The 20383-nt window shown below is 56.6% G+C and carries 18 protein-coding genes; 9 read left to right on the top strand and 9 right to left on the bottom strand.

Features of this window, described 5'->3' with window-relative positions; all coding sequences use genetic code 11:
* Positions 1-538 precede the first annotated feature (538 nt).
* On the top strand, positions 539-2104 hold the full coding sequence (locus E0L16_RS19520) for an EAL domain-containing protein (protein WP_131637935.1): 1566 nt from the start codon (positions 539-541) through the stop codon (positions 2102-2104).
* Between the two features lie 6 nt (positions 2105-2110).
* On the opposite strand, the gene soxS is transcribed toward E0L16_RS19520, so the two are convergent.
* The gene (gene soxS / locus E0L16_RS19515; RefSeq protein WP_003860277.1) at positions 2111-2437 is read right to left on the bottom strand and encodes a superoxide response transcriptional regulator SoxS; all 327 of its coding nucleotides are present in this window, start codon (positions 2435-2437) and stop codon (positions 2111-2113) included.
* Between the two features lie 98 nt (positions 2438-2535).
* On the opposite strand from soxS, the gene soxR reads away from it, so the two are divergent.
* The 4 genes from soxR (at position 2536) to E0L16_RS19495 (ending at position 7474) form a co-directional block, all read left to right on the top strand.
* The gene (gene soxR / locus E0L16_RS19510) at positions 2536-2994 is read left to right on the top strand and encodes a redox-sensitive transcriptional activator SoxR (RefSeq protein ID WP_003860275.1); all 459 of its coding nucleotides are present in this window, start codon (positions 2536-2538) and stop codon (positions 2992-2994) included.
* A gap of 362 nt (positions 2995-3356) precedes the next feature.
* The gene (locus tag E0L16_RS19505) at positions 3357-4028 is read left to right on the top strand and encodes a glutathione S-transferase family protein (protein WP_063449849.1); all 672 of its coding nucleotides are present in this window, start codon (positions 3357-3359) and stop codon (positions 4026-4028) included.
* A 296-nt stretch (positions 4029-4324) separates the two neighbouring features.
* Positions 4325-5674, top strand: a complete 1350-nt coding sequence (gene ghxP / locus E0L16_RS19500; RefSeq protein ID WP_131637933.1) for a guanine/hypoxanthine transporter GhxP — start codon at positions 4325-4327, stop codon at positions 5672-5674.
* 153 nt (positions 5675-5827) lie between these two features.
* Positions 5828-7474, top strand: a complete 1647-nt coding sequence (locus E0L16_RS19495; protein WP_063449847.1) for a Na+/H+ antiporter — start codon at positions 5828-5830, stop codon at positions 7472-7474.
* A gap of 81 nt (positions 7475-7555) precedes the next feature.
* On the opposite strand, the gene E0L16_RS19490 is transcribed toward E0L16_RS19495, so the two are convergent.
* Entirely contained in the window at positions 7556-8443 is an 888-nt protein-coding gene (locus E0L16_RS19490) for a LysR family transcriptional regulator (RefSeq protein ID WP_131637931.1), read from the bottom strand.
* A gap of 102 nt (positions 8444-8545) precedes the next feature.
* Between E0L16_RS19490 and E0L16_RS19485 the strand changes: the two genes are divergently transcribed.
* Both E0L16_RS19485 and E0L16_RS19480 read left to right on the top strand, forming a co-directional pair.
* Positions 8546-8956, top strand: coding sequence for a CidA/LrgA family protein (locus E0L16_RS19485; RefSeq protein WP_131637929.1), 411 nt, complete (start codon positions 8546-8548; stop codon positions 8954-8956).
* Positions 8949-9638, top strand: coding sequence for an LrgB family protein (locus E0L16_RS19480; protein ID WP_102751355.1), 690 nt, complete (start codon positions 8949-8951; stop codon positions 9636-9638). Before E0L16_RS19485 ends, E0L16_RS19480 begins: the two co-directional genes overlap by 8 nt.
* Before the next feature lie 32 nt (positions 9639-9670).
* Here the strand turns inward: E0L16_RS19480 and actP are convergent, their stop codons facing one another.
* The 3 genes from actP to acs form a co-directional block, all read right to left on the bottom strand.
* Positions 9671-11320 carry a cation/acetate symporter ActP gene (gene actP / locus E0L16_RS19475; protein WP_107534475.1) on the bottom strand — a complete coding sequence of 550 codons (1650 nt, stop codon included), beginning with the start codon at positions 11318-11320 and terminating at the stop codon, positions 9671-9673.
* Positions 11317-11631 (bottom strand): DUF485 domain-containing protein, encoded by a 315-nt coding sequence (locus E0L16_RS19470; protein ID WP_131637960.1) that lies wholly within the window; start codon positions 11629-11631, stop codon positions 11317-11319. Before E0L16_RS19470 ends, actP begins: the two co-directional genes overlap by 4 nt.
* An 88-nt stretch (positions 11632-11719) precedes the next feature.
* Positions 11720-13678, bottom strand: coding sequence for an acetate--CoA ligase (gene acs, locus E0L16_RS19465; protein ID WP_131637927.1), 1959 nt, complete (start codon positions 13676-13678; stop codon positions 11720-11722).
* Between the two features lie 423 nt (positions 13679-14101).
* Here acs and gltP point away from each other — a divergent pair, with 423 nt between their 5' ends.
* Positions 14102-15415: a glutamate/aspartate:proton symporter GltP gene (gene gltP, locus E0L16_RS19460; RefSeq protein WP_102751353.1), complete on the top strand. Its 1314-nt coding sequence runs from the start codon at positions 14102-14104 to the stop codon at positions 15413-15415.
* Positions 15416-15495: 80 nt separating this feature from the next.
* Here gltP and E0L16_RS19455 read toward each other — a convergent pair whose 3' ends face one another.
* The 3 genes from E0L16_RS19455 to fdhF all read right to left on the bottom strand — a co-directional run bounded on the left by E0L16_RS19455 (position 15496) and on the right by fdhF (position 18912).
* On the bottom strand, positions 15496-16170 hold the full coding sequence (locus tag E0L16_RS19455) for a tetratricopeptide repeat protein (protein ID WP_131637925.1): 675 nt from the start codon (positions 16168-16170) through the stop codon (positions 15496-15498).
* A 121-nt stretch (positions 16171-16291) separates the two neighbouring features.
* Positions 16292-16444 carry a Hok/Gef family protein gene (locus E0L16_RS19450; RefSeq protein WP_063865490.1) on the bottom strand — a complete coding sequence of 51 codons (153 nt, stop codon included), beginning with the start codon at positions 16442-16444 and terminating at the stop codon, positions 16292-16294.
* Between the two features lie 320 nt (positions 16445-16764).
* The gene (gene fdhF, locus E0L16_RS19445) at positions 16765-18912 is read right to left on the bottom strand and encodes a formate dehydrogenase subunit alpha (RefSeq protein ID WP_131637923.1); all 2148 of its coding nucleotides are present in this window, start codon (positions 18910-18912) and stop codon (positions 16765-16767) included.
* A gap of 305 nt (positions 18913-19217) precedes the next feature.
* On the opposite strand from fdhF, the gene yjdP reads away from it, so the two are divergent.
* Positions 19218-19541 carry a DDRRRQL repeat protein YjdP gene (gene yjdP, locus E0L16_RS19440; protein ID WP_058652447.1) on the top strand — a complete coding sequence of 108 codons (324 nt, stop codon included), beginning with the start codon at positions 19218-19220 and terminating at the stop codon, positions 19539-19541.
* An 81-nt stretch (positions 19542-19622) separates the two neighbouring features.
* Here yjdP and phnP read toward each other — a convergent pair whose 3' ends face one another.
* Entirely contained in the window at positions 19623-20381 is a 759-nt protein-coding gene (phnP, locus tag E0L16_RS19435) for a phosphonate metabolism protein PhnP (protein WP_131637921.1), read from the bottom strand.
* Positions 20382-20383: the final 2 nt, after the last annotated feature.

The raw sequence follows: 20383 nt of genomic DNA, 5'->3' as shown, positions 1-20383 counted from the left end.
CAGTCAGTCTGTCGATTAATGACCTGTGAAAGATAAAGGCGCGAGATGACTAACGACAGCATGCTGGCCGTGGTGAAGCTGACGTCGCAACGCAACGTGCCCTGGGGCAAGCCCCTCCTGAGTCAGCGTTGAGTCCGCTGACGAGCCGCGCATGGCTGAAGTGTGTCAGGGGCAACGGGATACTTCAGCCATACTGATGCGTGCCGATAAACCATTATATGACGCCAGACGTACGGGAAGAGGAAAATCGATTCTGGCATCTGATTATTTATAAATCAGCAGAAGAAAAAATAGCAGGCTATTTCAGTTAGGGAACTTTAACGCCCATCGCGAAGAATTATTCTTCTTATCGAAAACGAAACCAATACTTTTAGTTTGGCTTACGGGAGAATATTATCGGCATCACGAATTTTAGGATTTTTAATAGCAAAAGTCAGTTGCTAACTTCCTGTGATTCATGCAACGTAATCGCCTGTTTATCAAAGCAGCCGGCCTTCATTGCTACAGGCGTACATCATGCAGGGATACAGAGCGGGAAATGAATCGTAGCGCGCAGCGCAAGATGCTCAAAGTGGCAGGGATTATCATGGTAGTTATGCTGCCGGTGATGCTTGCGCTATGGTTTGCCCAGCTAAGAGCCGAGTCGGAAATCAGCTCCCAGCTGCGCACGTTCGCTGAACTGGCTTTAAACAAAACTGAACGGGTTATTCAACAGGTTGATCTGGCCCGGGAAGACGCGGAAAAATATCAGGGCAAAGTTTGTACGCCAGCGCATCGTCAATATATGTTGAACGTTTCCCGCGGTCGTCTTTTTGTTGCTGATTTAATATATGCTGAAGGTCAGAATTTTCTCTGTTCAACCATTTATACACCGGACCATCCTTACACCATCCCCGCGGCCAATTACACACGGAAACCTGACGTTTCCATCTATTATTTTCGCGATACGCCATTTTTTAATGGCTATAAAATGATATATGTGCAGCGCGGAAATTATGTCGTCGTGGTTAACCCGCTATCGTACAGTGAGGTGATGTCAGACGATCGTTCCCTGTCGTGGGGAGTATATGACACCGTCAGCAATGCATTCTTTTCCGTTAGCCAGAAAGCCAATATCCCTTTATTGCATTCGATGATTCGGCATGAGGAAACGACTTTTCAGCAGGATGACCGTTTTTATACGATCGTGAAATCCGGGCAGCGGCCCATTGCGGCCATCGTTTCAACGTCCAGTGCCCGTTTTTATGAAACGTTTTATCACCAGGCTACCCTGACGCTACCGTTGGGGATGATTTGCAGCATAATTATTCTGCTGGTGTGGTCGCGTACACACCGCGAATTCAATTCGCCTGGCCGTCTTCTGCGCCGGGCGCTGAATAATCGCCAGCTGTGCGTACATTATCAGCCCATTATTGATATTAAAAATAATCAGTGCGTGGGGGCGGAGGCGCTATTGCGCTGGCCTGGATTTAACGGGCAGGTCATGAGCCCGGCCGAATTTATTCCGCTGGCAGAAAAAGAGGGCATGATCGCGCGCATCACCGATTACGTCGTGGAGGAGGTGTTCAGCGATCTTGGGTATTTTCTTGCCGCTCATCCCGAGCTGTATGTCTCGATTAACCTGTCGGCTTCGGATTTCCACTCTTCGCGTCTTATCGCCCTGATCTCAGATAAAGCCCGCTTTTACTCGGTTCGCGCGCAGCAGATCAAAATAGAGGTGACGGAGCGGGGGTTTATCGACGTGCCAAAAACCACGCCGGTTATCCAGGCGTTTCGCCAGGCGGGCTATGAGGTGGCAATCGATGACTTCGGAACCGGCTACTCAAACCTGCATAATCTCTATTCCCTGAACGTCGATATTCTGAAAATCGATAAATCTTTTATCGATACCTTAGCCACTAACAGCACCAGTCACCTTATTGCTGAGCACATCATTGAGATGGCGCAAAGCCTGCGGTTGAAAACCATTGCGGAAGGGGTGGAGACCGCCGAGCAGGTCAGCTGGCTGTTGAAGCGAGGCGTGCAGTATTGTCAGGGATGGCACTTCGCGAAAGCGATGCCGCCCCAGGCATTTATGGCCTGGCAGCAGCAATCCTCGCGTTAACGCGCATTAATTAAGCTGGTGGCGGTAGTCGCTCGGCGTCCGGTCAAACTCGCGGCGGAAGACGCGGGAAAAGGTCTGCTGCGACACATAGCCCAGATCCATTGCGATATCAAAAATGGGCCGCTGCGTTGAGCGTAACGCCTGCGCCGCCAGCAGTAGCCTGCGCTGGCGAATGTAGTCACCCAGCGTTTGATGCATCACGGTGCGGAACATTCTCTGTAAATACCATTTCGAATAGCCCGACTTCTTCGCGACCACATCAATGTTCAACGGCTGGTCGATATGTTCATCAATCCATTCAATAAGCGTCTGAATAATTTGCTGATGCGACATAAGGTTGCCCCTCTGTAGATACAACTTTCTCGGTTGATTCGTCGTTTTCTCTGCGGGGGAGTATAATTCCTCAAGTTAACTTGAGGTAAAGAGGTTTTATGGAAAAGAGATTACCGCGCATCAAAGCGCTGTTAACCCCCGGTGAAGTAGCGAAGCGAAGCGGCGTGGCGGTGTCGGCGCTCCACTTCTATGAAAGCAAAGGGTTAATAAAAAGTATCCGTAACGCCGGAAACCAGCGGCGCTACACCCGCGACGTGCTCCGCTACGTGGCGATTATCAAAATTGCGCAACGTATCGGTATCCCCCTGGCCACCATCGGCGACGCGTTCGGCGTATTGCCGGAAGGGCACTCGCTGAGCGCGAAAGAGTGGAAGCAGCTATCGTCCCAGTGGCGTGAAGAGCTTGATCGTCGTATTCACACGCTGGTGGCCCTGCGCGATGAACTGGACGGCTGCATTGGCTGTGGGTGTTTATCACGTAGCGACTGTCCGCTGCGTAACCCGGGCGACAGGCTGGGCGAGCAGGGAACGGGGGCGCGTCTGTTGGAGGAGGATTGAGATTCTGCGGCCCCTTCGCGGGGTGGCGCTTTGCTTACCCGGCCTACAAGTCCGGGAATGTAGGCCGGGTAAGCGCAGCGCCACCCGGCAACAAGCATAAAGAACTAAAGCGCCACTAAGGGCGCTTTAGTTTTTTCCGGTCTTTGTCTTTCTCTCTATCCCGCTGGTTCACGGGAGGGTTTCCCCCGACATCAGTACCCCTCGTGTCGAGCTTGTGGAGGAGGTTCCGGTTTGTACTGACACTTTAATTTTATGTCTGGCCGCCGTTTTTGCCACCGCAGACGATCGGATTTTAGCCGAATTTTTTTCGTGAAGTTGTTCAGTTTTCTATAGTTAAAAAGTAGCAATCACCGGAGAACATCATGCTAACGGTCCACCACCTTAACCAGTCTCGTTCCCATCGCGTCCTCTGGGCGCTGGAGGAGCTGGGTCTGACGTACGACATCGTGCGCTACCAGCGCGAAAAAACCATGCTCGCGCCAGACTCGCTCAAAAAAGTGCATCCGCTGGGAAAATCCCCGGTACTCGAAGATAACGGACTGGTTCTGGCCGAATCAGGGGCGATTCTGGAATATCTTCAGGAAACGTACGATCCGGAATCACGATTCAAACCGTTAGATCCCGCCAGCAAGGTGCAGTACCGTTTCTGGCTGCATTACGCCGAAGGATCACTGATGCCGCTGCTGTTAATGAAGCTGGTGTTTAACAGCCTCGGCAAGCCTCCGGTACCGTTTGGCCTGCGCACGCTGGGCAAAGCGCTGGGGCAGGGAGTGCAGAAAGCATATCTCAACCGCCAGCTGGAAACGCACGCGCGCTTTATTGACGCGCATCTTGCCGAAAACCCTTGGTTTGCCGGCGACGCGCTGTCCATGGCGGATATCCAGATGAGTTTTCCGATCTTCGCCCTGCTGGCGCGGGGCGGCATCGACAATCTCAGCCACATAGCGGCATGGAAACAGAACGTGGAGGCGCGTCCGGGCTGGCAGACCACGCTGGAGAAAGGCGGCCCGCTGACCATTCCCGGCGAGGCGTGAAATGTAACGAAATTGCGCATGGACGATAACGTTTGCGCATCCTCTGCTTAATTCTTCATCGCCATGAGGTCATTTTAGCGAAAAACGAGAAAGTTCAGTTGAAAAGGGCGGGTATTAGGCTAGATAATCGTTTGCCTACATTTGACCACCCGTTTTGTAAGCGCGGAGCTAAACGTTTGCTTTTTTTGTGGCGCCCCTTTCGTCGCAAACGCAGCACAAGGATTTGATGTTTCGCTGGCAGTGGAGTCTCCACCACGCTTACGGACTTTCTATAAAATTTTCAGGGGATGTTTTCTATGTCTACGCCATCTGCGCGTACCGGCGGTTCACTTGACGCCATGTTTAAAATTTCTGCTCGCGGCAGCACCGTGCGCCAGGAAGTTGTTGCCGGTCTGACCACGTTTCTGGCGATGGTGTACTCCGTCATTGTGGTGCCGGGCATGCTCGGTAAAGCCGGCTTCCCGCCCGCGGCGGTCTTCGTTGCCACCTGTCTGGTCGCGGGCGTTGGCTCCATCGTGATGGGGCTGTGGGCGAACCTGCCACTGGCGATCGGCTGCGCCATCTCCCTGACCGCGTTTACCGCTTTCAGCCTGGTGCTGGGCCAGCAGATCAGCGTCCCCGTAGCGCTCGGCGCGGTGTTCCTGATGGGCGTGCTGTTCACCGTGATTTCTGCCACCGGCATCCGCAGCTGGATTTTGCGCAACCTGCCGCAGGGCGTGGCGCATGGCACCGGTATCGGTATTGGCCTGTTCCTGCTGCTGATTGCCGCCAACGGCGTGGGTCTGGTCATCAAGAATCCGCTGGACGGTCTGCCGGTTGCGCTGGGTAACTTTGCGAGCTTCCCGGTGATCATGTCGCTGGTGGGGCTGGCGGTGATTATCGGCCTGGAAAAACTGAAGGTGCCGGGCGGCATTCTGCTGACCATTATCTGCGTGTCCATCGTCGGGCTGATCTTCGACCCGACCGTTCACTTCTCCGGTATTTTCGCCATGCCGTCGCTGAGCGACGGCAACGGCAACTCCCTGATCGGCAGCCTGGATATCGTGGGCGCGCTGAACCCGGTGATTCTGCCAAGCGTGCTGGCGCTGGTGATGACGGCGGTGTTTGACGCCACCGGGACCATCCGCGCGGTGGCGGGGCAGGCTAACCTGCTGGATAAAGACGGCCAGATTATTGACGGTGGCAAAGCGCTGACCACCGACTCCCTGAGCAGCGTCTTCTCTGGTCTGGTGGGCGCGGCGCCTGCGGCGGTGTACATCGAATCCGCAGCGGGTACGGCAGCAGGCGGCAAAACCGGCCTGACGGCCATCACCGTTGGCGTGCTGTTCCTGCTGATCCTGTTCCTCTCTCCGCTCTCCTACCTGGTGCCTGCGTATGCGACCGCGCCAGCGCTGATGTACGTCGGCCTGCTGATGCTGAGCAACGTGGCGAAAATCGACTTCGCGGATTTTGTCGACGCCATGTCCGGCCTGATCACCGCAGTATTCATCGTGCTGACCTGTAACATCGTGACCGGCATCATGATCGGCTTCGCCTCGCTGGTAATTGGCCGCCTGGTCTCCGGTGAGTGGCGCAAGCTGAACATCGGCACCGTGGTGATCGCCGTTGCGCTGGTCGCGTTCTACGCGGGCGGCTGGGCAATCTAAATTATCCATTGATGCGAAAACGGGTGGCTCAGGCCGCCCGTTTTTATTTTCAGGACTCATCCCGTTGCCTTTTGCGTTACTCTGGAGAGGATAGAATAAGAGGCACGACGCCTCAGGTTTGGCTTAAAAAGAAACACAGCAAACAGGGAACGCATGGAAATTTTCTTCACAATACTCATCATGACCCTTGTGGTCTCATTATCCGGGGTGGTTACACGCGTACTGCCCTTCCAGGTCCCCCTGCCTTTAATGCAAATAGCCATCGGCGCGCTGCTGGCGTGGCCGACGTTCGGCCTGCACGTGGAGTTCGATCCGGAACTGTTCCTCGTGCTGTTTATCCCGCCGCTGCTGTTTGCCGATGGGTGGAAAACGCCGACGCGCGAATTTCTTGAGCACGGGCGAGAGATCTTCGGTCTGGCGCTGGCGCTGGTGGTCGTTACCGTGGTCGGGATAGGTTTCCTGATCTACTGGGCCGTACCGGGTATCCCGTTAATTCCCGCCTTTGCGCTGGCCGCCGTGCTGTCGCCGACCGACGCCGTGGCGCTGTCTGGCATCGTAGGCGAAGGGCGCATTCCAAAGAAAATCATGGGCATTTTGCAGGGTGAAGCGTTGATGAACGACGCTTCCGGCCTGGTGGCCCTGAAGTTTGCCGTGGCGGTAGCCATGGGCACCATGGTCTTTACCATTGGTGGCGCGACCCTGGAATTCTTCAAGGTGGCGATTGGCGGGATCCTCGCAGGCTTTGTGGTGAGCTGGCTGTACGGTCGTTCGCTGCGCTTCCTCAGCCGCTGGGGCGGCGATGAACCGGCGACGCAAATCGTTCTGCTGTTCCTGCTGCCGTTTGCCTCTTATCTGATTGCCGAACATATCGGCGTGTCGGGCATTCTGGCAGCGGTAGCCGCGGGGATGACCATCACCCGCTCTGGCGTGATGCGCCGCGCGCCGCTGGCGATGCGCCTGCGTGCAAACAGTACCTGGGCGATGCTGGAATTCGTGTTCAACGGCATGGTCTTCCTGCTGTTGGGTCTACAGTTGCCGGGCATTATGGAATCTTCGCTGATCGCGGCAGAAGCCGATCCGAACGTTGAAGTCTGGATGCTGTTTACCGATATCGTGCTCATCTACCTTGCGCTGATGCTGGTGCGTTTCGGCTGGCTGTGGACGATGAAAAAGTTCAGCGTCCGCTTCCTGACGAAGAAGCCGATGGAGTTCGGCTCCTGGACCACGCGCGAGCTGCTGATTGCCTCTTTCGCCGGCGTGCGCGGGGCGATCACTCTTGCCGGTGTGCTCTCCATTCCGCTGCTCCTGCCGACGGGCGACGTCTTCCCGGCGCGCTACGAGCTGGTGTTCCTGGCGGCGGGCGTGATCCTCTTCTCGCTGTTTGTCGGCGTGATTATGCTGCCGATTCTGCTGCAACACATTGATGCGGGTGACTCTTCGCAGCAGCATAAAGAAGAGCGGATTGCCCGCGCGGCGACGGCGGAAGTCGCGATTGTCGCCATTGAGAAGATGGAGGAGCGTCTGGCAGCCGATGCCGAAGAGAACATTGATAACCAGCTGCTGAAGGAAGTCAGTTCACGCGTGATTGGTAATTTGCGCCGTCGTGCTGACGGTCGTAACGACGTGGAAAGTTCATTGCAGGAAGAGAACCTCGAGCGCCGTTTCCGCCTGGCGGCGCTGCGCTCCGAGCGTGCCGAGCTGTATCACCTGCGCGCGACGCGTCAGATCAGCAACGAGACGCTGCAAAAGCTGCTGCACGATCTGGATCTGCTGGAAGCGCTGTTGATAGAGAATCAGTAGCGCGTTGTTGCCCGGTGGCGCTGCGCTTACCGGGCCTACATTTGAACCGTAGGCCGGGTAAGGCGAAGCCGCCACCCGGCACTATTCAGACCGCACCCAAAACCCCTCACAACATTGCAGCCACGCCTGTGCGCTGTGCGACAGATACACCCCTTCACGCCAGATCATCCCCAACTGCCAGTGCAGGTCGCTCTCCAGCGGGATCCAGCGCAGCGTGTTTTTATCCAGCCGTTCGCAAATCGGCTGCGGCAGAATGGCAATCCCCACGCCCGCCTGGACCATTGCCGCGAGGAAATCCCACTGGCCGCTGCGCACCGCAATGCGGGGCTTCACGTTATGGTGATTAAACAGCGCCATCAGCTGGCGGCTTAAGGCGAAATCTTCGTTGTAAATCAGCAGCGGGTGCTCGCCGAGCCGCTCGGGGTTCACCGACTCAACTTTCAGCCAGTCGCCGGAGCGGGGCACCAGCACGCACAGCGGATGGCTGAACAGCGGCAGCGTTGCCAGCCCGCTCTCTTCCTCCACGGGAAGGGCCGTCATGGCCACGTCCAGCTCGCCGTTCATCACCGCCTGCTGCACGGTCAGGCCGCCAAACTCAGAAATTTTAAGCTCAACGCCGGGGTAGCGCTGGCGGAAGAGGCTTATCGGCCCGGCCATCATCATGCCGACCATCGGCGGAATGCCGAGCCGCAGCAGCCCTTTTGTCAGGTGATTAATGTCGCCAAGCTCGGCCTCCAGCTGGCGGAACTCTGCCAGGATCGCCAGCCCGCGCTCGAACACCACGCGGCCGGTATCGGTCAGCAGCAGCTTGCGTCCGTCACGAATAAGCAGGGTACAGTTCAGCTCGTCTTCGAGGTTTTTCAGCATCTTGCTTATGGTCGGCTGGGTAACGAACAACTTCTCCGCTGCGCGGGTAAAACTTTGCTGGCGAACCACCTCGACAAAATAGCGCAGCGTTCTTATGTCCATGATTATTCCTCGAAACTATACCTTCGATGATTTTAATTCATTTCAGTCGATGACGTACGCTCACTATACTGGCGCCTCGTCTCAATTCTGAGGAAAAAACCCATGGCCGTGGCGTTAAGCCGTGTTACGCCTGCCGTTGTGCAACGACTCCAGGTCCCGGTTCAGGTACTGCTTTACGCGGGACTGTTTGTTTTTGCGGAATATCTTGTCGACTGGCTGCACCTGCCTTTACCCGCCAACCTGGTGGGGATGGTGCTGATGCTGGCGCTAATCCTCTGCCGCGCGTTGCCCCTCAGCTGGGTGCGCGCCGGCGCGCGCTGGCTGCTGGCGGAGATGCTGCTGTTTTTCGTTCCGGCCGTGGTGGCGGTGGTGAACTATGCGCAGCTGCTGATGGTCGACGGCTGGCGCATCCTCGCGGTTATTGCCCTGAGCACGCTGATGGTGCTGGGGGCCACCGCCTGGGTGGTGGATAAGGTGTACCGGTTCGAAATCAGCAGGCAAAAGCATGACTAACTTTCAGATAAGCGTACTGTGCCTGATCGTGACGGTCGCCATCTACTTTGCCAACAAGCGCCTGTATCGCCGCTTTCGCACGCTGCCGCTGATGCCGCTGGTCTTCACACCCATCCTGCTGGTGCTGATGCTGGTCTTCGGCCATATCTCCTGGCAGAACTACATTGGTGAATCCCACTGGCTGCTGTGGCTGCTCGGCCCGGCGACTATCGCCTTTGCGGTGCCGGTGTATGACAACCTGGCGATTATCAAACGCCACTGGATGTCGCTCAGCGCGGGGGTCGTCACCGCGACGGTAGTGGCGGTCTGTAGCTCCGTCTGGCTGGCGCGGCTGTTTACCCTCTCTGATGAAATTCAGCGCAGCCTGGCCGTGCGCTCGGTGACCACGCCGTTTGCGCTGGCGGCCGCCAAACCGCTCGGCGGACAGCCGGACCTGGTGGCGCTGTTTGTGGTCGTCACCGGCGTATTCGGCATGGCGGTGGGCGATATGCTGTTTCTGCGGCTGTCCATTCGGGAAGGGATGGCGAAAGGGGCGGGCTTTGGCGCGGCGTCGCACGGTGCGGGAACGGCGCGTTCGTATGAACTCGGTCAGCAGGAGGGCGTGGTGGCAAGCCTGGTGATGATGCTGTCGGGCGTGACGATGGTGTTAATCGCGCCGCTGGTGGCGTGGGTGATGTTTTAAGCTCCCCGGCCAGCATGACCGGGGAGAAAGGCTTAGTGCGCGCGGCCCTGCTCAACGCCCAGGCCGGTCTGCGAGCGGATAAACTGGGCGCGGAATTTCTCACGCTCCAGGTTACCCTCCGGCGAGTTGTCGGTGGCCGAAAAGAACCAGATCCCGATAAACGCCACGGCAATGGAGAACAGCGCCGGGTATTCATACGGGAAGATAGCGCTTTCGTGACCGAGGATCTGCACCCAAATCGTCGGGCCGAGGATCATCAGAACCACTGCCGTCAGCAGCCCCAGCCAGCCGCCAATCATCGCTCCACGGGTGGTCAGTTTTGACCAGTACATGGAGAGCAGAATGATCGGGAAGTTACAGCTCGCCGCAATCGAGAAGGCCAGCCCTACCATGAAGGCGATGTTCTGCTTCTCGAAGAGAATGCCCAGCAGAATGGCGACCACGCCCAGCACCAGCACGGTGATTTTGGAAACCTTCAGCTCGTCGCGCTCGCTCGCGCCTTTACGGAAGACGTTGGCGTAGAGGTCGTGCGATACCGCAGACGCGCCCGCCAGCGTCAGCCCGGCGACCACCGCAAGGATGGTGGCGAAGGCCACGGCGGAGATAAAGCCGAGGAACAGGTTACCGCCTACCGCGTCGGCCAGGTGCACCGCCGCCATGTTGTTACCGCCAATCAGCGCGCCCGCCGCGTCTTTAAACGCCGGGTTCGCCCCCACCAGCATGATCGCGCCAAAGCCGATAATGAAGGTCAGAATATAGAAGTAGCCCATGAAACCGGTGGCGTAGAACACGCTCTTGCGCGCTTCACGCGCGTCTGACACGGTGAAGAAACGCATCAGAATGTGCGGCAGCCCCGCAGTACCAAACATCAGGCCGAGACCGAGCGAGAGCGCGGATATCGGATCTTTCACCAGCCCGCCCGGGCTCATGATCGCTTCTCCTTTCGGGTGTACCGACATCGCTTCGGTAAACAGGTTATTGAAGCTGAAGCCGACGTGTTTCATCACCATGAAGGCCATAAAGCTGGCGCCGAACAGCAGCAGCACGGCTTTAATGATCTGCACCCAGGTGGTGGCCAGCATGCCGCCGAACAGAACGTACATCACCATCAGCACGCCCACCAGCACCACCGCGACGTGGTAGTTCAGGCCGAACAGCAGCTCGATCAGCTTGCCTGCGCCCACCATCTGGGCAATCAGGTACAGCGCCACGACCACCAGCGAACCGCAGGCGGACAGCATGCGGATAGGGCCTTGCTTCAGACGGTAGGAGGCCACGTCGGCAAAGGTGTAGCGACCAAGGTTACGCAGGCGCTCGGCAATCAGGAACAGAATGATCGGCCAGCCGACGAGGAAGCCGAGGGAGTAGATCAGGCCGTCGTAGCCGGAGGTGTAAACCAGCGCGGAGATCCCGAGGAACGAGGCGGCAGACATAAAGTCACCCGCAATCGCCAGCCCGTTCTGGAAGCCGGTTATGTTGCCGCCCGCGGTGTAGTAATCGTTACGGGAGCGCACGCGTTTCGATGCCCAGTACGTAATGTACAGCGTCAGCACCACGAAAATCAGGAACATGACGATAGCCTGCCAGTTGGTGGGCTGGCGCTGAACCTCGCCGGTAAGGGCATCCGCCGCCTGGGCAGCAAAGGGAAGTGTGGCGGCAAGCGCCGTCAGGACTCGCTTCATGATGCTTTTACCTCTTGCAGTACTGCTTTATTAAGACGATCGAATTCACCGTTCGCACGCCAGACGTACACACCCGTCAGCACAAACGAAATAACGATAACGCCAATGCCAATCGGGATACCGCGCGTAACGCTGGTTCCGGCGTGCAGCGGCGTCCCAAGCCACTGCGGCGCAAAGGCGATCAGCAGAATAAAGCCGACGTAGATAATCAGCATGATGATGGAAAGGATGAAGGCAAACCGTTGCCGTTTTTCGACGAGCTCCCTGTAGTGCGCACTATTCTCTATCTGCTGACAAATATCATGATTCATCACAGAAATCTCCAGAGGTAAGGTTGGTTTGTTTTATCCCCTCTCCCCTATGGGGAGAGGGTTAGGGTGAGGGGAGAGGGAGAAAAGATTATGATGGCATCGCGATGGCCTGCTTCTCTTCGAGCAGTTTGTCCACCACGCCAGGATCGGCAAGCGTTGAGGTATCGCCGAGGTTGCTGGTATCGCCTGCCGCGATTTTGCGCAGGATACGGCGCATAATCTTGCCGGAACGGGTTTTCGGCAGCGAGTCGGTCCAGTGCAGTACGTCCGGCGTGGCAAGCGGGCCAATCTCTTTACGTACCCAGTTGCGCACCTCGGTATACAGCTCCGGCGACGGTTCTTCACCGTGGTTCAGCGTGACGTAGGCGTAAATCGCCTGGCCCTTGATGTTGTGCGGAATGCCGACTACCGCCGCTTCGGCAATCTTCGGATGCGACACCAGCGCGGACTCAATCTCTGCCGTACCCAGACGGTGGCCGGAAACGTTCAGCACGTCGTCCACGCGTCCGGTGATCCAGTAATAACCGTCTTCATCCCGGCGCGCACCGTCGCCGCTGAAGTACATGTTTTTGAAGGTCGAGAAGTAGGTCTGCTCGAAGCGCTCATGGTCGCCGAACAGGGTGCGTGCCTGGCCTGGCCAGGAATCGACGATCACCAGGTTGCCTTCGGTGGCGCCTTCCTGCGGATTGCCTTCGTTGTCCACCAGCGCAGGCTGCACGCCGAAGAATGGGCGGGTGGCCGAACCGGCTTTCAGCTGCGTGGCGCCCGGCATTGGCGTGATCATGAAGCCGCCGGTTTCGGTCTGCCACCAGGTGTCCATCACCGGGCACTTCTCATTGCCGATTTTCTTCCAGTACCACTCCCAAGCTTCCGGGTTGATCGGCTCGCCTACGGAGCCGAGGATGCGCAGGGAAGAGCGGTCAGTTCCCTCGATGGCTTTATCCCCTTCCGCCATCAGCGCACGGATTGCCGTTGGCGCGGTGTAGAGAATGTTAACCTGATGCTTATCAACCACCTGGCACATGCGCGCCGAGGTCGGCCAGTTCGGTACGCCTTCAAACATCAGCGTCGTTGCGCCGCAGGCCAGCGGGCCGTACAGCAGGTAGCTGTGACCGGTGACCCAGCCCACGTCAGCGGTGCACCAGTAGATGTCGCCCGGATGGTAGTCGAAAACGTATTTAAAGGTCGTCGCGGCGTACACCAGATAGCCGCCGGTGGTGTGCAGTACGCCCTTCGGCTTACCGGTGGATCCGGAGGTATAAAGGATAAACAGCGGATCTTCCGCGTTCATCTCTTCCGGCTGATGCTGGTCACTCGCGTTTTCAATCAGATCGCTCCACCACAGGTCGCGCCCCTCGTGCCAGTCGATGTTGCCGCCCGTACGTTTGAAGACAATGACGTTATTGATGGACTTCACGTTCGGGTTTTTCAGCGCTTCATCGACGTTTTTCTTCAGCGGAATACCGCGACCGGCGCGCACGCCCTCGTCAGCGGTGATCACCAGCTTCGAATTAGAGTCAACGATGCGTCCGGCAACCGCTTCCGGCGAGAAGCCGCCGAAGATCACGGAGTGGATCGCACCGATGCGCGCGCAGGCCAGCATAGCCACCGCGGCTTCCGGCACCATGGGCATATAGATAGCCACCACGTCGCCTTTTTTAATGCCCTGAGCCAGCAGCACGTTGGCGAAGCGGCAGACGTCGCGGTGCAATTCTTTATAGGAGATGTGTTTGCTCTGAGAGGCGTCGTCGCCTTCCCAGATAATGGCCGTTTCGTTGCCGCGTTCGGCAAGATGGCGGTCCAGGCAGTTCGCCGCCAGGTTCAGCGTGCCGTCTTCATACCATTTAATGGAGACGTTACCCGGCGCGAAAGAGGTATTCTTTACCTTCTGATAAGGTTTGATCCAGTCGAGGATGTGGCCCTGCTCGCCCCAGAACGCGTCAGGGCTGGAAATAGACTGCTGATATTTCTCCTGGTACTGCTCCGGGCTTATCAGGCAACGGTCCGCAATGTTTGCGGGAATGTCGTGTTTGTGTATTTGGCTCATGGCTTTTTTTCTCCTTGTAAGATGTTAATAATATGTCGCAAAAACGTTAATAGTAGGGGCTTTACAAGCTTTGTTTAGTATTTGGGCGACAGATCACGCATTGTCTGAAGCGTATGAAAATTGAGCGAATGAAACTTTGAAGGGAAATAATTCATCTGAAGAATTATTCACTTTTTTGCAGTGAAAATATTTTGTATAACAAACGGTTATTTATGCGAATTGCTATAAATTACCGCCAGTGACCCTTTTTGCAGTGAAATGCCTTGTTCTTTAAGGCTTGCGCAGCATGCCGTGCAAATGATACTCATACGGCGCGTTAAAAAATCCCATAAACCAACGCAACACAATTCATACCCTTTCAGTATGTCTCCATATTCATGCAGTTTTGCTGGTGCGGAGATTTCATTGAGGAAGTCAGTTTCTATGAAAAATTTGAAAGTCAGCCTGGCCTGGCAGATCCTGCTGGCCCTTGTGCTGGGCATCTTGCTGGGCAGTTACCTCCATTATCATAGCGACAGCCGCGAGTGGCTGATTGCGAACCTTCTCTCCCCTGCGGGCGATATCTTTATTCATCTGATCAAGATGATTGTGGTGCCCATTGTGATCTCGACGCTGGTGGTCGGTATTGCCGGGGTAGGTGATGCGAAGCAGTTAGGCCGCATCGGTGCAAAAACCATTATCTATTTCGAAGTGATCACCACGGTTGCCATCATTCTTGGCATCACCCTGGCGAACGTATTCCAGCCAGGCTCCGGGATTGATATGTCGCAGCTGGCGACGGTGGATATTTCGAAATATCAAAGCACGACCGCTGACGTGCAGAGCCACGCTCACGGCCTGATGGGCACGATCCTGTCGCTGGTGCCGACCAACATTATCGCGTCGATGGCGAAAGGCGAGATGCTGCCAATCATCTTCTTCTCGGTCCTCTTTGGTCTGGGGCTCTCCTCCCTGCCGGCAACGCACCGTGAGCCGCTGGTGACCGTGTTCCGCTCTATCTCCGAAACCATGTTCAAAGTCACCCACATGGTCATGCGCTATGCGCCGGTTGGGGTCTTTGCGCTGATCGCCGTGACCGTGGCGAACTTCGGTTTTGCCTCCCTGTGGCCGCTGGCGAAGCTGGTGCTCCTGGTGCACTTCGCCATTCTGTTCTTCGCGCTGGTGGTGCTGGGGATTGTGGCGCGCCTGTGCGGGCTGAGTATCTGGATCCTGATCCGCATCCTGAAGGATGAGCTGATTCTGGCGTACTCCACCGCAAGCTCCGAGAGCGTGCTGCCGCGCATTATCGAGAAGATGGAGGCGTACGGTGCGCCAGCGTCGATAACGAGCTTCGTGGTGCCGACCGGCTACTCCTTTAACCTGGATGGCTCGACGCTGTACCAGAGTATTGCGGCGATCTTTATCGCGCAGCTGTACGGTATTGACCTGTCGCTGTGGCAGGAGATCGTACTGGTTCTGACGCTGATGGTGACCTCAAAGGGCATCGCAGGCGTGCCGGGCGTCTCCTTCGTGGTGCTGCTGGCGACGCTGGGCAGCGTGGGTATTCCGCTGGAAGGCCTGGCGTTCATCGCCGGTGTGGACCGTATCCTCGACATGGCGCGTACCGCGCTGAACGTGGTAGGTAACGCGCTGGCGGTGCTGGTTATCTCCAAGTGGGAACACAAATTCGACCGTAAAAAAGCGCTGGCGTATGAACGCGAGGTGCTGGGTCGTTTTGATAAGACGGCTGACCAGTAACATCCTAAGCCCGGTGGCGCTGCGCTTACCGGGCCTACGGGTTTTGTAGGCCGGGTAAGGCGAAGCCGCCACCCGGCACATTATTCTCCGCTCAACGCATCAAACTCCTCACACCCCGTATCAAACCCTTCGGTACAGCTCAGGTTTAGCCAGTAGAGCGCTTTCTGCTTATTCGGCGTGATAAACCCTTTCTCCCCCTGCTGGAACAGCATTCCTGCCCAGTACTCCGCATAACCGGTACGTGACAGTGACGAGCTGCGTTTAAACCACGACGCGGCCTGCGCGTCATCCTGAGGGACGTCAACACCGTTGGCATAAATCAGCCCCAGCAGCAGCTGCGCGTCCACCGCCGCGTCGCTATCGATATCTTCGGTCGCTGATTGCAGGAGCTTGATGGCCTGGGGATAGTCGGTTTTACCCGCCTGCGTGTTCACCAGAATGCGCGCCAGCATAATTGTGCCGCGCTTGCTGCCTGCGATGGTGGCCTGCTGCGCCAGCGTTTTGGACTGAGCATAATCCCCCTGCGTAAAGAGGATCTGCGAGAGTAACCCCATGGCGTCGACATCACCGCCTTTCGCGGCTTTCTCGGCCCACAGTGCTGCCTGCATTTTGTCACCGGAGCTGAAGTACGTATCGGCGAGATAATACTGCGCGCGCGCATTGCCCGCTTCAGCCTGCTTTTTATACTGGCCGCCAATCTCATCGGCATGGGCAAATGCGGTTAAAAAGAACAACATCAGAAAAAGGGTTTTCATGGATTCTTATCATCTGGGTACACGCCGCGCAGTATAATCGCGGCGACAGAAGAAAAAAACGGGTGCGTTAAGACCTCAGCATCCCACAAGCCGGGCGGAACACGCGTTCCGCCCGAAGAGGTTAGCCCGCGGTGCAGGCTAATTTTGCCGCCACCTCCTGATGTTCACTCTTTATTGAAAACTCACATAACTTATCGCGAGTAATAAAGGTAAAGATCACTATCGTCAGGCAAATAATAAAGACGATGCCTAACGCAGTTTTTAATGGCGTCATGCCTTTTACTCCTTGCTTACAAAAGAATAAGAGGCTACTCTCAACCTGTTGGTAGTTGAGGGGTAGCCTCGGGTAAATGCAAATTTCCCGGGGCTTTCCACTTTCTGTCCCTCAACAATGCTCAAGACAGAAAGTCTTAAGCACCCGCCGCATATCTTATCCCTCTGAATTAAAATGCAAAGATGTAATTTATTTCCGCGCAAATTACATTTTTCTGCGAGACGCCTTCAGAAATATATATAGATGTAATTAATATTAATGCCAGAAATAATAATGGGGTGAATATCTCACCCCATTTAGTCAGCGATTATTTAACAGCATTAACCCATTGCGCTTTCACGCAGTCGGGCCTTCAGCTTGTTATATTCGTCGATCACATACTGTTCCGCCGCGTGCTGATCCGCAATCGGCTCCACGTTGACGGCGCAGTATTTATACTCCGGCGTTTTGGTTATCGGACTGAGGTTCTCCGTCACCAGTTCGTTACAGGCGCCAATCCACCACTGGTAGGTCATGTAGACCGCTCCTTTGTTCGGACGGTCGCTGACCTGCGCGCGGGTAATGACGCGGCCTTTGCGCGAATTCACCCACACCAGCGCTTCATCTTCAATACCGAGCCGTTCGGCGTCGGCGGTGTTGATCTGCGCGTATCCCGGCTCGTCCGCCAGCGCCGCCAGCGCGGCACAGTTGCCGGTCATTGAACGGCAGGAGTAGTGGCCCACTTCGCGCACGGTGGAGAGCACCATCGGAAACTCGTCAGTGAGTTTATCGATCGGCGCGACCCAGTCGCAGGTGAAGAACTGCGCCAGCCCGTTCGGGGTATCGAATTTCTCCTTAAAGAGATAAGACGTCCCCTGGTCGGCCTCCGACTCGTCCCGGCACGGCCACTGGATATACCCCAGCTCGCCCATTTTTTCATAGGTGGCCCCGTAAAAATCCGGGCAGAGATGGCGCAGCTCGTCCCAAATCTCCTGGGTGTTGTTGTAGTGCATCGGGTAGCCCATGCGAGTGGCGATTTCGCTGATGATCTGCCAGTCGGTTTTCAGATCCCACTTCGGCTCAACGGCCTTAAAGAAGCGCTGGAAACCGCGGTCTGCCGCCGTGTAGACGCCTTCATGCTCGCCCCAGGAGGTCGACGGGAGAATCACATCCGCTGCCGCCGCGGTTTTGGTCATAAAGATATCCTGGACAATCACCAGATCCAGATCCTCAAAGCCTTTGCGCACCGCTGACAGCTCGGCGTCGGTCTGGAGCGGATCTTCACCCATGATGTAGGCCGCCCGCACTTCGCCGTGCGCCGCGCGGTGCGGCAGCTCGCTGATGCGGTATCCGGTGTGTTCCGGCAGGCTCTCCACGCCCCAGGCCTTCGCAAACTTCTCGCGGTTTTCCGGGTACTTCACGTACTGATAGCCTGGATACGTGTCCGGCAGCGCGCCCATGTCGCACGCACCCTGCACGTTATTCTGACCGCGCACCGGGTTCACGCCGACATGCGCTTTACCCAGATTTCCGGTCAGCATCGCGAGGCTGGTCAGGGAACGCACGGTTTCCACGCCCTGATAGAACTGGGTGACGCCCATGCCCCACAGAATGGCGGCGGTTTTGGCCCCGGCGTACATGCGTGCGGCCTGGCGGATCGCCTGCGCGCTCACGCCGGTTATCGACTCTACCGACTCCGGCGTGTAGCCTTCGACAATTTTCCGGTACTCTTCAAACCCTTCCGTACGCGTGGCGACAAACGCCTGGTCGTACAGATTTTCCTCAATAATAACGTGCCCCATCGCGTTCAAGAGCGCGATGTTCGAGCCGTTTTTCAGTGCGATGTGCATATCGGCAATACGCGCGGTTTCGATTTTGCGCGGATCGCAGACGATGATTTTCGCCCCGTTCTGTTTGGCGCGAATCACGTGGTTCGCGACGATAGGGTGAGAATCCGCCGGGTTATAACCGAAGATAAACACCAGATCGGTGTTATCTATCTCATTGATGGCATTGCTCATTGCGCCATTACCGACCGACTGGTGCAGACCTGCAACCGATGGGCCGTGTCAGACGCGAGCGCAGCAGTCGACGTTATTGGTACCAATAACGGCGCGCGCGAATTTTTGCATCACATAGTTGGTTTCATTCCCCGTCCCGCGTGAGGAGCCGGTGGTCTGAATCGCATCCGGACCATACTTGGCCTTGATGGCGCTGAGGCGCGTGGCGACATAATCCAGCGCTTCATTCCAGGAGACGGCTTCCAGCTTACCACCGCGCTCGCGGCGGATCATGGGGGTTTTCAGGCGCGGCGTGAGGATTTGGGTATCGTTAATAAAATCCCAGCCGTAATACCCTTTCAGGCACAGCGTGCCCTGATTGGTTTTACCCTGCGCCGCTTCCGCCCGGACGATTTTGCCGTTATCGACCACCAGGTGGATCTTGCAACCTGAGGCACAATAAGGGCAAACCGTGACGACCTTTTTCATCACTTTGCTCCCGTTAAACAGTTCTTACCTGCCCTTTATGCAGCATCTATGCCATGTTTTTAATAGGGGTATTTCCTGACGTTATGACCGTTTGCGGAGCAAAACCCTGACGAAAAACAGCCAATCGTCAAAATTGACGTGTCGAAAGGGCAGGGATGTGACGTGGATTGAATTTCCGTCACGTCAAAAAGATGTCGGCAAGCCTGAGCGGCGCGGCGCAGGTGAGGGCAATTTGAGATTCCTCCGCTACTCCCGCCAATAGTCAGTCATTACCTTAAGGCCAGTTCACCTGCGAGTCTGGCCTTATGAAACGTTACTCTACCGCCCTGTTATTTGGCTTGCTGACTTTAACCAGCCAGCTGGCGCACGCCGATGTGATTGATGATGCCATTGGCAATATTCAGCAGGCGATCAACGACGCCTATAACCCCGGCAGCAGCCGTAATGACGATGACGACGATCGTTACGATCGCAGCCGTCAAACCGACAGCCGGCAGTACGACGATCGTCGCCGGCAGTTAGAGGATCGACGCCAGCGTTTAGACGAGCGTCAGCGCCAGCTGGATGACGACAGGCGTCGGTTAGAAGAAGATGAGCGTCGGTTAGAGGATGATTACGATCGAGGCTAAAGCCTGGTGGCGCTTCGCTTACGCAGGCCTACAAAACCTGGAGCGTAGGCCGGATAAGGCGCAGCCGCCACCCGGCAGAATTCAGTCGAGAACCAAAACCATCCCGTCATATCCCGCTTCAATGCCGTCCGGCAGCGGGTTATCCATCATCCACGCGTCAAACTGATGGCTGATATGCGTCAGGATCACCTGCGGACAGCCAATTACCTCGTTCAGGGCCGTCACCGTATTTAAATCACAGTGGTTACGCGGCGTCTCCGGACGCGGTTCATGGCTACAGTCGATGATTATCGCCTGCGGCTGGTTGTTAAGCAGAAACGTCACCGTTTTATCCGGCAGTCCAGCGGTATCAGACAGCCACACCACGCGGCTGTGGGCGGACTCCAGCAGATAGCCAAACGTGAGTTTAGAATGGTTGAGCGGCAGCGGCGTCACCCGCAGGCCCTGTAGCTCAAACATCACGAACGGCTCGACCGTGTGGCTGAAATCCAGGATGCCCGGATGTTTAAACAGATCGTCACAGCCTGCCTCGTCTGGCGGACCGTAGACGGGAATGGTGGCGCCTACACCCCAGCGCAGGGGGAAGAGCCCCTGGACGTGATCCATATGATAATGGGTAAGCAAAAACTGCTGGAAGCTGCCCGCAGGCCAGTCGTCCATCAGGTGCGGAATACCCGCGTCCAGCAAGGTGACCGCATCGTTGAATTTGACCGCCGCGCTACAGGGGCGACGGCGATAATTTTCCTGCAAGCGCGCCCTTCGGCACGCGGCACAGTCGCAGCCAAACACCGGCACCAGCTGCGCGCTTCCGGTTCCCGTTAACGTGATGGTCAGACTCATAA

This window comes from Enterobacter quasihormaechei (genome assembly GCF_004331385.1).
Lineage (GTDB): Bacteria > Pseudomonadota > Gammaproteobacteria > Enterobacterales > Enterobacteriaceae > Enterobacter > Enterobacter quasihormaechei.
Note: the sequence above shows the minus strand (reverse complement) of the source record. Positions and strands in the feature narration are given on the sequence as shown.

What these genes read in the sequence shown, in the direction of transcription:
- E0L16_RS19520 (WP_131637935.1), top strand. Translation starts at nt 539, where the DNA reads ATGAATCGTAGCGCGCAGCGCAAGATGCTCAAAGTGGCAGGGATTATC.
- soxS (WP_003860277.1), bottom strand. Translation starts at nt 2,437, where the DNA reads ATGTCGCATCAGCAAATTATTCAGACGCTTATTGAATGGATTGATGAA.
- soxR (WP_003860275.1), top strand. Translation starts at nt 2,536, where the DNA reads ATGGAAAAGAGATTACCGCGCATCAAAGCGCTGTTAACCCCCGGTGAA.
- E0L16_RS19505 (WP_063449849.1), top strand. Translation starts at nt 3,357, where the DNA reads ATGCTAACGGTCCACCACCTTAACCAGTCTCGTTCCCATCGCGTCCTC.
- ghxP (WP_131637933.1), top strand. Translation starts at nt 4,325, where the DNA reads ATGTCTACGCCATCTGCGCGTACCGGCGGTTCACTTGACGCCATGTTT.
- E0L16_RS19495 (WP_063449847.1), top strand. Translation starts at nt 5,828, where the DNA reads ATGGAAATTTTCTTCACAATACTCATCATGACCCTTGTGGTCTCATTA.
- E0L16_RS19490 (WP_131637931.1), bottom strand. Translation starts at nt 8,443, where the DNA reads ATGGACATAAGAACGCTGCGCTATTTTGTCGAGGTGGTTCGCCAGCAA.
- E0L16_RS19485 (WP_131637929.1), top strand. Translation starts at nt 8,546, where the DNA reads ATGGCCGTGGCGTTAAGCCGTGTTACGCCTGCCGTTGTGCAACGACTC.
- E0L16_RS19480 (WP_102751355.1), top strand. Translation starts at nt 8,949, where the DNA reads ATGACTAACTTTCAGATAAGCGTACTGTGCCTGATCGTGACGGTCGCC.
- actP (WP_107534475.1), bottom strand. Translation starts at nt 11,320, where the DNA reads ATGAAGCGAGTCCTGACGGCGCTTGCCGCCACACTTCCCTTTGCTGCC.
- E0L16_RS19470 (WP_131637960.1), bottom strand. Translation starts at nt 11,631, where the DNA reads ATGAATCATGATATTTGTCAGCAGATAGAGAATAGTGCGCACTACAGG.
- acs (WP_131637927.1), bottom strand. Translation starts at nt 13,678, where the DNA reads ATGAGCCAAATACACAAACACGACATTCCCGCAAACATTGCGGACCGT.
- gltP (WP_102751353.1), top strand. Translation starts at nt 14,102, where the DNA reads ATGAAAAATTTGAAAGTCAGCCTGGCCTGGCAGATCCTGCTGGCCCTT.
- E0L16_RS19455 (WP_131637925.1), bottom strand. Translation starts at nt 16,170, where the DNA reads ATGAAAACCCTTTTTCTGATGTTGTTCTTTTTAACCGCATTTGCCCAT.
- E0L16_RS19450 (WP_063865490.1), bottom strand. Translation starts at nt 16,444, where the DNA reads ATGACGCCATTAAAAACTGCGTTAGGCATCGTCTTTATTATTTGCCTG.
- yjdP (WP_058652447.1), top strand. Translation starts at nt 19,218, where the DNA reads ATGAAACGTTACTCTACCGCCCTGTTATTTGGCTTGCTGACTTTAACC.
- phnP (WP_131637921.1), bottom strand. Translation starts at nt 20,381, where the DNA reads ATGAGTCTGACCATCACGTTAACGGGAACCGGAAGCGCGCAGCTGGTG.